The following is a 12,003-nucleotide window of genomic DNA, read 5'->3' on the forward strand; positions in this document are numbered from 1 at the left end:
CACTTTCCAGGTGCTGCGGCCGGGCATGCAGACGACCGTGCAGGACTGGCCCGGACGGGTCGGCTACTGGCACGTGGGCGTGCCACCGTCCGGCCCGATGGACGATCTGTCCTTCCGCCTGGGCAATCGGGCGCTGGGCAATCCCGAGGGCGCGGCCGGGCTGGAGTGCACCCTCGGCGGTCCCGCGCTGCGGTTCGACACCGCCACCTGGGTGTGCGTGACGGGCGCGCCGGTGCCCGTCACCGTGAACGGCCACGCGGTGCGGCAGTGGCGCAGCGTGCTCGTGCCCGCGGGCGGCGTGCTGGATGTCGGCATGGTGCGCGGGCCGGGCATGCGGTGCTACATCCTGACGGCGGGCGGTATCGAGGTGCCCGAATACCTCGGCAGCCGTTCGACTTTCACCCTCGGCAAGTTCGGCGGCGGCACCGGCCGGGCGCTGGCGATCGGCGACGCGTTCACGCTCGGCACCCCCGGACGGGTGACGGCCGGGGTGACCGGTGACGACCAGCCGGTGCTGACCCGCCGCTGGGAGCTGGCGGTCACCGAGGGGCCACACGGTGCGCCGGAGTTCTTCACCCGCAACGACTTCGACACCATCATCGGCACCGATTACGAGGTGCACTTCAACTCCGATCGGACCGGCGTGCGCCTGGTCGGCCCGAAGCCGCAGTGGGCGCGCCTGGACGGCGGCGAGGCGGGACTGCACCCGTCGAACATCCACGACACCGCGTATTCGATCGGCGCGCTGGACTTCACCGGCGACACCCCGATCCTGCTCGGCCCGGACGGCCCCAGCCTGGGCGGTTTCGTCTGCCCGGTCACCGTGGTGGCCGCCGAGCGCTGGAAGCTGGGCCAGCTCACGCCGGGCGATCGGGTGCGCTTCGTACCGGTGCGCGCCGACCACGCCGCCCCGCTGCGGGAGCTCGGGGCCGAGCGCCGCGCCGCCTGGCCGGTGGTGCTCTCGACCGGTGGCGACGGTGACGACGGTGTGCTCGCCCGCCGCGACGCCACGGACGCGACGGTCACCTACCGGCGGGCCGGCAATGACGGGCTGCTCGTCGAATACGGCGATATGACACTGGATCTGGAGCTGCGCGCCCGGGTCCACGCACTGCACCAGGAACTGCTGGCGCGGTCCGAGCCCGGCATCACCGAGCTGACGCCGGGTGTCCGCTCATTGCAGATCCGCAATGACCCGGACCGCCTGCCCACCCGCAAACTCCTGGACCTGCTGGCCGAGGTGGAGGCCGACCTGCCGTCCGCCGACGAGCTGGTGGTGCCGAGCCGCACCGTGCGGCTGCCGCTGTCCTGGGACGATCCGTCCGCCCGCGAGGCCATCATCCGCTACATGCACGGTGTCCGAGCCGACGCCCCGTGGTGCCCGTGGAATATCGAATTCATCCGCCGGATGAACGGATTGGCCTCCGTGGACGAGGTTTTCGACACCGTGTTCGCCGCCGAGTACCTGGTCCTCGGCCTCGGCGACGTCTACCTCGGCGCGCCCGTGGCCACTCCCACCGACCCCCGACACCGGCTGGTCACCACCAAGTACAACCCCGCCCGCACCTGGACGCCGGAGAACGCGGTCGGCATCGGCGGCGCGTACCTGTGCATCTACGGCATGGAGGGCCCCGGCGGCTACCAGTTCGTCGGCCGCACCACGCAGGTGTGGGATCACCGCTCCAGCGGGATCAGCGAAGACCCTTGGCTGCTGCGGTATTTCGACCGCATCAGCTGGTACCCGGTGAGCGCCGAGGAACTCCTCGACCTGCGCGCCGACACCGCCGCGGGCCGTGGACGGCTGGCGGCCGAGGACGGCGAATTCCGGCTCGTCGACTATCGGAAGTTCCTGGCCGACAATGCCGCTGCCATCGCCGAGTTCCGGGCCCGCCAGGCCGAGGCCTTCACCGCGGAACGCAATTCCTGGCGCGAGGCGGGCGAACTCGCCGAAACGCCCTGAGCCCCTGCCGTATCCCTGCACCGTCGAGGAGTTCGAGCATGAACGTGTGGATCAACCGCCGCCCGGCCGCCGAGGTGGAGGCCGAAATCGCCACCGCCACCGGCGCTTTGGCGGGACTGCGGCTGGCGGTCAAGGACAATGTGGATGTCGCGGGGCTGCCCACGACCGCGGCCTGCCCCGATTTCGCCTACACCCCGGACCGGGACGCACCCGTGGTCGACGCCCTGCGCGCGGCCGGGGCGGCGGTGGTCGGCAAGACCAACCTCGATCAGTTCGCCACCGGACTGGTCGGCACCCGCTCGCCCTACGGCGCCGTCGAGAACGCCACCCGGCCCGGATACGTCAGCGGCGGTTCGAGTTCCGGGTCGGCGGTGGCGGTGGCGAGCGGGGCGGCGGATATCGCCCTCGGCACCGATACCGCGGGCTCGGGACGGGTACCGGCGGCGTTTCAGGGTCTGGTCGGCATCAAGCCGACCGTGGGCGTGCTCTCCACCGACGGCGTCGTTCCCGCGTGCCGCTCCTACGATTGCGTGACCGTCTTCGCCGCGGATCTGCACCGGGCCGATCTGGCCATGAGCGTGATGGCGGCGGGCGCGCCGGACCGGCCGTGGCCCGCCGATGTCCGGCTCGCCGCACCGCCGCGGCCGGTGGTCGCGGTCTTCGCCGACCTGCCGGATCTGGATCCGCTGTGGCGCAGCGCCTTCGAGCGCACGGTCGCCTCACTGCGTGAGCGTGGCGCGACGATCGTGGCGGTTGATCCGGCCCCCTTCCTGGCGGCGGCGCGACTCCTCTACGACGGCGCGCTGGTCGCCGAACGCTACGCGGCGGTGGGCGAATTCGTCGACGCGCACCCCGAATCGGTCGATCCCACGGTCGGATCCATCGTCCGCTCGGCGCGCGAGCTACCTGCCCACCGGCTGGTCACCGACCTGGCCGAGCTGGAACGCTTGCGCGCCACCGCCATGGCGAGCCTCGCGGGCACCGACGCGCTGCTGACCCCGACCGCGCCCACGCATCCCACCATCGCCGAGGTCGCGGCCGACCCCATCGGGGTCAACTCGCGACTGGGCACCTACACGAACTTCTGCAATCTGTTCGATCTGTGCGCGGTCGCGATACCGACCGACGAGCCGTATTTCGGGGTCACCGTGCTGGCGCGCGCCTTCGAGGACGCGGTCGCGCTGGATATCGCGGCTCTGATCACCGGGACCGAAACGCTCGAACGGGCCTGGCCGACGACCGTCGCACCGGCCACCGAGTTGATCGTCTTCGGCGCGCATCTGCGCGGACAGCCGCTCGAGCATCAGCTGACCGCGCTGGGCGCGCGCTGGTGCGGTCCGGTCGAGACCGCGGCCAACTACCGGCTGGCCGCGCTGGACACCGTCCCGCCCAAACCCGCCGTAACCCCGGTCCCGGCAACCGAATCCGGCGTCGCCGTCGCCGGGGAACGCTGGCTGCTCTCCCCCGCCGCCCTGGGCCGGTTCCTGGCGCACCTGCCCGCCCCGATGCAACTCGGTGCCGTCGAACTGTCCGACGGCACCTGGCGCACCGGCTTCGGCTGCACCGGCGCGGCCGCCGAATCCGCCAAGGACATCAGCGAATACGGCGGCTGGCGCGCGGCCCTGGCGGCCGGTGCGGTGGGCTGAGGCGGTTCAGTCCCGCCAGAGCGCCGCGATGCGGGCCGCGTCCGTCTTCGCCTGGGCGCGACCGGCTTCCAGCGCCGGGACCCGGGTGGCGGAGTCGAGCGGATTGGCGCCGAACGCGGTGACCGACGCCTCGTCGGGCGCGATCACCTCGACCCGCGCCCCGGTGTCGACCAGGCCCGCCACGTGCGCCTCGAGTTCGGCGTCCGGCATGGGCGCGATCACCAGCACGCGGCCGTAGCCCGTCGCCAGATCGGCGTTCACCGCGGTCCGTACGCCGCCGTCGGTGTAGCGCGTGCCGTCGATGGTGGCGCACGGCCACACCATGGGCACCGCGGAACTGGCCGTCACCGCGTCGACCAGTCCGACCCCGGAGTCCTTGTCGAACACCCGCAGCTCGCCGGTCTCGGCATCGACCGCCACGATCCGCAGCTCGCGCGCGGGCCATTCGTGCACGGGCAGACGGCTTTCGATGACCGCCCGCCGTTCCGCCTCGGGCACCGACTCCGCGCTCAATGCCAGCGCGCCGATGCGGCGACGGCGCTCGACCGAATCGACCGGCAGCTCTTCGATGGTCGCCGCGAGGCTCTCCCACAGCCCGGCGAACTTCTCCAGGGAGGGCACGATCTCGCGACTCTGCACCGCCGGATCCACCTGCCGCCGAACCAGTTCCGCGAGCTCGAGGCCACTGCCGAGCTGCGCCGCCACATTCGATCCGGCGGAGGTCCCCTGCAACAGATCCGCCCCGGTCACATCCACGCCCGCATCCGCCAGCCCGGCCACAATGCCGGTGGCCCAGGCGATTCCGGCCACCCCACCGCCACCGATGACCAGCGCCCGTTCGGTCGTCATACCCATTCCCACTTTCTGCACCAGCTCATACCCTGCGGTCTGAAAGCTACCGGCTGGGTCGGCGATATGTGGGACAGCTGGGCGGCGGCCTCGGTTATTCCGCCTGCTGGGTGGCTTCGGGATTGGTGGCGTCGCGAATGATGCGCAGCCCGGCGGTGAGCTGGTCGAGCTGCTCGGGGCTGAGCAGGCCGGTGAACCAGCGCTCGACGCCCTCCAGGTACGCGGGCAGCACGCGGGCCACGCGGGTCGCGCCCGCCGCCGTGAGCACCGCGTAGGAGCTGCGGCGATCGTGCGGGTCGGCCTCGCGGCGCACGAAACCGTTGCGCTCCAGGCGATCCACCAGGCGGGTGACGCCGCTGGTGGAGAGCCTGGTCTGGGTGGCCAGGTCGGTCATGCGGAGCTTGCGCCCGGGCGAACGGCTCAGACGCGTGAGGGCATTGAGGTCGAGACCGGACAGGCCGTTGCGCTTCCAGGTCTCCTCCAACCGGGCGATGACCCCGTCGTGCGCCTCGTAGAGCAGGCCGACGGCGGTCAGGCGGGGGTCGTCGAAGAGATGCTTGGGATCCACGGCGACCAGCCTAAACCAGACGTTTTCACTGGGGATAGTTGACACGCGGAACATTTCGGATATCTTGTTGTCAGCGCAATATTCCGCAGTGCAACTAAATGGAGGTTCCGATGACGACGCAACACTGGGTGGCGGGATACCGTGCGCCGCTGGTGAATCCGGCCGAGGAGATCAAGCTGGCCGAGCCGCGCGCCTTCGGCGATGAGACGGTCCGCCAGGTGGTGCGGGTGGGCGGGGCCGGGTCGCGGCTGCGGATCCGGCTGACCAACCGGTACGGCGCGGAGGAGCTGGCGATCGGCGCGGCCCGGATCGCGGTGCGCAAGGCGGGTGGCGAGATCGTGCCGGAGACCGATACCCCCGTGCGGTTCGAGGGGTCCGCGTCGGTCCGGATTCCCGCCGGAGTCGATCTGGTCAGCGACCCGATCGAGTTCGCGGTGGAGGCGGGGACCGAGCTGACGGTCAGCGTGTACCTGCCCGAACCGGCCCTGCCCGCCTTCGCGCAGTTCCCGGTGGAGACCAGCTGGATCACCACCGGCGATCGGACGGGCGACGCTGCACCGTCCGATGCCGAGGAGACCGCTGCGCGGTTCTTCCTCACCGGAATCGACGTCGCTGCCGATTCCGAAGCTCCGGTGCTGGTGGCCTTCGGCGACTCGTGGTTCGAAGGCGCGGGTTCCACGCTCGGCGCGAACCGGCGTTCGGTGGATGTGCTCAACGATCGGCTCACCACCGGGTGGGCGGTCAACCAGGGCATCGGCGGTAACCGGCTGCTGGCCGACGAGATCGGTGAGCACGGCCTGGCCCGGTTCGACCGGGACGTGCTCGCGGTGCCGGGTGCGGCGGCCGTGTGGGCCAACTTCGGCATCAATGACCTGATCCTGGCCGGGACCGCGACCGCCGAGGCGCTGATCGCCGGTTTCACCGCGCTGGCCGAGCGGGCGCACGCGGCGGGACTTCCGATATACGCCAACACCATCGGGCCGTTCGGCGGGGCGATCTACCCGGGTCTGGCGGTGGCCGAGGGCATTCCGGTGCGCCGCGCGGTCAATGCGTGGCTGCGTGCCACCGACGTGTTCGATGCCGTCTTCGATGTGGCCGCGGCGGTGGAGAATCCGGCCGACCCCGACTTCATCCGACCCGATCTGGACAGCGGCGACGGCATGCACCTCAATGACGCCGGGGCCCGGGTCATGGCGGAGACGGTGGATCTCACCGTGCTGCCGAAGGCATTCCATCGCGCGTGAGCCGCGACCGAGGCAGCCACGGAGCGACAGGTCATGGCAGTCGCGGGGCGGCGGCCTGGTCCTGCCGCAATCCGCTGGCCCACAGGTCATCCGCGATATCGCGGCCGAGCCGGACGCCGCCGATGTTCTGGGACAGGTCCATGTGACCGGTCAGGTCGGTGGCGAAGGCGTCGAAGGGCCAGGCGACGCCCAGGAATACGCGGCTGCGCGCGTTCTCCTCCATCATCTGCCACAGGCCGCCGGGAAAGCGCCGGACGTGCCGGGGGCGCTGGACGCCGCGATTGTCGGTGGTCTCGCCGTCCAATTCCTCGGAGACGAAACCCAATCCGTCGGTGAGGATGTCGGGTCCGTCGGCCGCGATGTCGTAGTAGCGGCGGATGGTCTGGAAGGCCGCGCCGCCGAAGGTGGCGTGCGCGGAGGGATAGGCGGGGTAGGGCGGGGTGAGATTGGGCGCGATCTCATTGCTGCGGGGCGCGCCGTGCGGCAGCCAGCCGGGATCGCAATCGCCGTCGAGTCCGTTGCCGGGCATGGCGTCCGGGCCCAGGGTCGGGTCGTACTCGCGGATGCCGAGGATGGGCCGCCACAGGTTGTGCCGGTATTTGTCGTCCCAGCACAGGATGGCCGCATCGGCGAGGGCGGTATTGACCAGGGCGAACAGGCGGGCGTTCTGTTCCACGTCATTGCCGCGGGCGGCGGCGACGACCCGGGTGACGAGGTTGTGGAAGCGGGGCACGGTGCCCAGGTGTCTGGCGCCGTCGTAGGCCCAGAACACCCCGCGCAGGGTTTCGTCGGCGGTGCGGGCGGGCGATCCGGGCGGGAGCCCGGAAACGGCCTCGGCGGCAAGGCCTTTGGCACGCACCTCGCGCACGGCGGCCAGGTAGCGGGGGTCGGTCTCCTTCGGTGGCGGGTCGAGGGTGTAGCGGCTGGTGGTGGCGAAGCAGCGGGATCGGGCTCCGTAATGCGGTGCGTAGTAACCCTGTTTCGGGTTGACCGGGTCCGGGCGGTGGCCGGGCGGGGTGGGGTCGGGGTGGTAGTCGGTGTCGGCCAGACTCGGATCGCCGGTGCGGGCCTTGAGGACCGCGCGGCCGACGTTCTGCCCGTGGGTGCTGCCGCGGCCGGTGCCGGGCCCGCGCAGTCCGGCCTCGCGCAGGGCGCGGTCCAGGCGTGCGGTCTGCGCCGGGTAGAGCGCCGACAGCGTGGTGTGGGCCGCCACGGCGATGGCGGCGTCGGGCGCGGCGCCATTGGCCGCCACCGGTGGTGCGGTCAGCCAGGTGCCGTGCGGGGCACCGAAGATGCTGAAGATGGCATCGTGCATGGCCAGGTGCACCATGGCCAGGGCACGGGAACTGCCGGCCGGACCGCGTGACCCGCGTTCCACGGGTTTGATCTCGGTGTGCGCCATGCGATCCGACTCCAGCGCCACCGCATTCCAATACAGGATTTGATCCACTTTCGCTGTCTCCCAAATGTTCCGAGCACTGCGCGAGTGGCATGCGGGGCGCTTTCCGGCTTCCCGGTCGACACCCCGCTGCCGCCCGCGAGATTCAGAATGAGGGGCGCGCCGCCGGATTTCCGCAGTAGTTCGCTACCCGATTCCGGGGTCGTGATCGACCCCGATCCGAGTAGCGGCGCGTCGGGCTCCGGGAGTGTTCGTTACGGGTTCGAGGAGTTGAATCGCCAGCTCAGCGCGGTTTTACCTCGGCTAGCAGCTCCGGGCCACGGGTCTCCAATCGGGTGGTGGCGAGCCGGATTCCGAGGGCGGCCGCAAACCCGCCGAGCGCCAGACCGATCGGTAGTGCCGCCCATTCGAGTAGCGGAATGTGCAGGGCCGCACCGACTCCCAGGATCGCCAGCACCGGGGCCGCGGCCAGCAACTGCACCAGGCCGACCGCGAGCTGCATCAGCATCTTCATGCAGCCGGGGTTGCCGGAGCCCGCGAAGGGGTTGCCGCGCTGGGGCGGCAGCGCGAAGGCCGCGTGCGTGGACAGGAACACCACCGCGCCCGCACCCACTCCCAGCAGCACCGGAATCGTCGACAGCGCCCAGGGATACAGGTACGCCTGGCCCAGCGCGCCGGGCAGAATCAGCGTGGCGAGCACGGACAGCGGCGCGACCAGCAGCAGCCAGGCGTAGGCGCGGCCGCGGACATCCGCGCGTGCCGCGCCCGGGGTCACCAGCGTTTGCCAGACCGCGGTGGCGTCGAATCCGTACAGGTTGGTGCTGGACATGGTGGCCAGCCAGACGACGAAAGCGCCCGAGAACGGGACGGTTCCGCTACCGCCGGTGCGGATGGACAGGAAGATCGGCAGCACGAAGCCGATGAGCAGCAGCGGGAGCAGGGCGGCGCGGCGGCGGCCGTCGCGCCACCAGGTGCGCAGTTCCTTGGTGACCATGGCCCCGACCGGGGTCGGCGGGATGAAGCGTTCCAGCAGGCCGCCGCCGGTGTCGACCACCTGCCCCTCGGGTGAGGACGGGGTGGTGAGCCGGCGCTCCAGCAGCACCGCCCACGCCTGCCACAGCATCAGCGCGAGCAGTGCCAGGCCGAGCAGCGCCAGCAGGGCGAGCAGGTAGTTGCCGCGACCGGCGGCCTCGACGGCGTAGGGGGCCCAGCCCGACGGGACCGCGCGCAGGGTGGTCGACAGCGCGCTGTGGTCGCCCTCCAGCTTCGGCCCGACCGCCGAGATGAGCAGATTCAGTGGGTAGTAGGCCAATCCGATGAGGGCGGCGAACAGCACGCCCAGGTCCCGACCGCGCCGCGAACGCATGGCCGCGCCCAGCCAGGCCACCACGACCCGCGACAGCACCACCACGAACACCAGTTGCAGGACCGCGCCGAGGGCGGCGATCGCCATGGCGCCCAAGCCGATCGGGGCCGCCACGAACACCAGGCTCCCGAACGCGATCAGGTTGACGATCGGGGCGGGGCCCACGAAGGCGGCCGCGCCCAATCCGTAGGCCAGTTGCCGAGTCGTCAAGGGCAGCAACCGGAATTGCTCGGGTTGCAGGGTTTCGTCGCTGCTGCCGGTGAGCACCGGCCCGCAGATCCAGCCCAGGGTCCAGGCCGCGAACAGCGCCGCCGCGACCGTGACGCCGCCGTGCACGGTCTCGTGCGCGGTGGCGACGAGCAGCGCGGTCACCAGCGCCGCGATCAGACCGAAGCCGGTGCCGAGCCAAAAGCTCAGCGCCGCACGCCCTTCCCGCATGTGCCGCCGGGTGATGGTGAGCCGCATCCGGATCAGGACGCCAACCACGACAGCCCCTCCTCGCCGCCCACGCGCCCGCCGACGAGCCGCACGAACGCCTCTTCAAGGGTCCCCTCGCCCCGCACCTCGGCCAGGGTCCCACCCGCCACCACCCGCCCGCGGCTGATAACCGCGACCCGATCGCAGATCGTCTCCACCAGGGCCATCACGTGACTGGACAGCACCACCGATCCCCCGGCGGCAACGAACCTCTGGAGGATGGTGCGGATCGTGCCCGCCGACACCGGATCCACGGCCTCGAACGGCTCGTCCAGCACCAGCAGCTTCGGCGCGTGCAGCAGCGCGGTGGCCAGCCCGATCTTCTTGCGCATACCGGCCGAATAATCCACCACGACAGTGTTTTCCGCGCCGTCCAACTCCAGCACGTGCAACAACTCGTCCACGCGACCCACCACGGTCGCCTTGTCCATCCCGCGCAGGAGTCCGGTGAAGTTCAGCAACTCCCGCCCCGTCAGCCGCTCGGGCAACGCCAGACCGTCCGGCAGCACCCCGACCACGGCCTTGGCCCGCACCGGGTCGGACCACACATCGTTTCCGAAGATCCGCGCGCTTCCCATATCCGGCCGCAACAACCCGACCGCCATCGACAACGTGGTCGTCTTGCCCGCACCGTTGGGCCCGACCAGCCCGAAGAACGACCCCGCGGGCACCGCCAGACTCACCCCCTCGACCACCCAAGGCCACCCGAACCCTTTGTAGAGCCCATCCAGCTCCAACGCCGGTCGCCCATCGACAGTCATCCGACCCTCCTCGAAGCCCCGCCTACCGCCCTTTGACGACAAGCGTCCCACTTCACTGCCAGACATATCGCGCCGCCGACCCCCCACCGCAACCACCCCCGCCGAAATGATGTCCTGACGTGTGCATCAGGCGGGATTGGGAGATGCCCCCGACTCCGGATCCATCGATGATCAACCCCATGACCGGACATGGCGACTACCGAACCCTGACCGTCGAGGTCTCCGACCGCGTAGCGACGATCACCCTGAACCGCCCCGACCGCCGCAACGCCTTCACCCGCGAAATGGGCTCGGAGCTATCGCGGGCCTACCGGGCCTGCGACACCGACGACCAGGTCCGAGCCATAGTCCTGACCGGCCACCCACCCGCCTTCTGCGCGGGAGCCGACCTGAGCGCGGGCGAGTCGACGTTCACCGACCCCGCCGCCGACTTCAGCGCAGCGGGCATAGACATGCCCGCATGGCGCCTGCACAAACCCGTCATAGCAGCCGTCAACGGCCACGCCCTAGGCATCGGCCTGACCCTGGCCCTCCAATGCGACCTCCGCATCATGGCCACCGAGGCCAAATACGCCATCATCCAAGTCCAACGAGGCATGATCGGCGACGCCTACTCCCACTGGACCCTCCCCCGCCTCATAGGCATCTCCCGAGCAGCCCAACTACTCCTCACCGGAACAACTTTCAACGGCACCCAAGCCGAATCCTGGGGCCTGGCAACCCAATCCCTCCCCGCCGACCAGGTCCTCCCCACTGCCCAATCCCTCGCTCACACCATCGCCGTCAACACGGCCCCCCTCGCGATAGCCGCCACCAAACAACTCCTCTGGTCCACCTTCGAAAACGACGCGACCCGAATCGGCACCTCCGAAACCAACCTCCACCTCCTCCTCATGTCCCAGCCCGACGCCAAGGAAGGCGTCCGCGCCTACCTGGACCGCCGCCCTCCGAACTGGACCAGCAACCCCCACGACCTCCCATGACCCGATGCCGGGACTCCGGCTACGGCAGCAGAGAGCCGGGATCGAAGGCGATGTCGAAGGGTAGATTCAGGGCGGCCGCGCGACCGGCAGGGCAGCGAGCGACCTGTTCGTATTCGCCCGATTCGGCGAGCCCATACGCGAAAAGTACCGGGAGGTTCTCGCCCGACAACTGGCCCTTGAACCGGCTCGTCTCGATCCGCCAGAAATTCGGAATCCCACCGTCCGCATACAGGTCGGGCTTGACCCGGCGGTCCATCGCAGCGGTCGATCGTGAGACGACTTCTACTACGAGTCTCACCCGGTCGACGGGTATCCCTCGTTCGTCCCATGGAATCGGCCCGGTGCACACCAGCAGATCCGGAATCGGCTCGTCATCGCCGATGAGCACTCCGACACCGGGGATCATGTAGAGCCCGTCCGGTAGTGCGTGTTCGAGTATTCGCCCCAATTCGGATACGAACCGCTGATGGATCGGTTTCGGTGCCGCGTTCACGACGAGCTGGCCATTCAGGACCTCGTACCTGAGTCCGTTCTCGGGAAGGTGATCGAGATCGGCGGCGGTCCAGCGATCGGAAGCGGGCACGTGCATAGTCGAATTGTCCAGCTCGGGCACTGGCATCGCCAAGGCAAACACCCCCTGATTCGCAGCTGATGTCGAACAACCACCACCGACGACGTCGAGGCTAGCCCGATACCGCGGACGACTCGCCGGTGACAAACATCTGTTCGTTCGCCACCGGTGAGTTGCAG

Annotated in this window: 10 protein-coding genes; 4 read left to right on the plus strand and 6 right to left on the minus strand. The window is 70.1% G+C overall.

Annotated elements, in window-relative coordinates; all coding sequences use genetic code 11:
* Nucleotides 1-25 precede the first annotated feature (25 nt).
* The gene (locus tag NS2_RS00400) at nucleotides 26-1,960 is read left to right on the plus strand and encodes a 5-oxoprolinase/urea amidolyase family protein (RefSeq protein ID WP_033085755.1); all 1,935 of its coding nucleotides are present in this window, start codon (nucleotides 26-28) and stop codon (nucleotides 1,958-1,960) included.
* Between the two features lie 38 nt (nucleotides 1,961-1,998).
* Nucleotides 1,999-3,606, plus strand: a complete 1,608-nt coding sequence (gene atzF / locus NS2_RS00405; protein WP_033085697.1) for an allophanate hydrolase — start codon at nucleotides 1,999-2,001, stop codon at nucleotides 3,604-3,606.
* Nucleotides 3,607-3,612: 6 nt separating this feature from the next.
* Here atzF and NS2_RS00410 read toward each other — a convergent pair whose 3' ends face one another.
* Nucleotides 3,613-4,455, minus strand: a complete 843-nt coding sequence (locus NS2_RS00410) for a patatin-like phospholipase family protein (RefSeq protein ID WP_045435825.1) — start codon at nucleotides 4,453-4,455, stop codon at nucleotides 3,613-3,615.
* A 94-nt stretch (nucleotides 4,456-4,549) separates the two neighbouring features.
* Nucleotides 4,550-5,023, minus strand: coding sequence for a MarR family winged helix-turn-helix transcriptional regulator (locus tag NS2_RS00415; protein WP_033085696.1), 474 nt, complete (start codon nucleotides 5,021-5,023; stop codon nucleotides 4,550-4,552).
* A 110-nt stretch (nucleotides 5,024-5,133) separates the two neighbouring features.
* On the opposite strand from NS2_RS00415, the gene NS2_RS00420 reads away from it, so the two are divergent.
* Complete coding sequence (locus NS2_RS00420) at nucleotides 5,134-6,267, plus strand: GDSL-type esterase/lipase family protein (protein ID WP_228102532.1); 1,134 nt, start codon at nucleotides 5,134-5,136, stop codon at nucleotides 6,265-6,267.
* 31 nt (nucleotides 6,268-6,298) lie between these two features.
* On the opposite strand, the gene NS2_RS00425 is transcribed toward NS2_RS00420, so the two are convergent.
* The 3 genes from NS2_RS00425 to NS2_RS00435 all read right to left on the minus strand — a co-directional run bounded on the left by NS2_RS00425 (nucleotide 6,299) and on the right by NS2_RS00435 (nucleotide 10,270).
* The gene (locus tag NS2_RS00425; protein WP_052085983.1) at nucleotides 6,299-7,717 is read right to left on the minus strand and encodes a vanadium-dependent haloperoxidase; all 1,419 of its coding nucleotides are present in this window, start codon (nucleotides 7,715-7,717) and stop codon (nucleotides 6,299-6,301) included.
* A gap of 232 nt (nucleotides 7,718-7,949) precedes the next feature.
* Entirely contained in the window at nucleotides 7,950-9,518 is a 1,569-nt protein-coding gene (locus tag NS2_RS00430; protein WP_071343552.1) for a hypothetical protein, read from the minus strand.
* Complete coding sequence (locus NS2_RS00435) at nucleotides 9,503-10,270, minus strand: ABC transporter ATP-binding protein (protein ID WP_147207043.1); 768 nt, start codon at nucleotides 10,268-10,270, stop codon at nucleotides 9,503-9,505. The genes NS2_RS00430 and NS2_RS00435 overlap by 16 nt, the downstream gene beginning before the upstream one ends.
* Nucleotides 10,271-10,449: 179 nt before the next feature.
* On the opposite strand from NS2_RS00435, the gene NS2_RS00440 reads away from it, so the two are divergent.
* Complete coding sequence (locus NS2_RS00440) at nucleotides 10,450-11,253, plus strand: enoyl-CoA hydratase/isomerase family protein (protein ID WP_033085692.1); 804 nt, start codon at nucleotides 10,450-10,452, stop codon at nucleotides 11,251-11,253.
* A 19-nt stretch (nucleotides 11,254-11,272) separates the two neighbouring features.
* Here NS2_RS00440 and NS2_RS00445 read toward each other — a convergent pair whose 3' ends face one another.
* Nucleotides 11,273-11,842 carry a Uma2 family endonuclease gene (locus tag NS2_RS00445; RefSeq protein WP_033085691.1) on the minus strand — a complete coding sequence of 190 codons (570 nt, stop codon included), beginning with the start codon at nucleotides 11,840-11,842 and terminating at the stop codon, nucleotides 11,273-11,275.
* Between the last annotated feature and the right edge of the window lie 161 nt (nucleotides 11,843-12,003).

It is taken from the genome of Nocardia seriolae NBRC 15557 (genome assembly GCF_007990715.1).
In the GTDB taxonomy this organism is placed as follows: Bacteria; Actinomycetota; Actinomycetes; order Mycobacteriales; family Mycobacteriaceae; genus Nocardia; species Nocardia seriolae.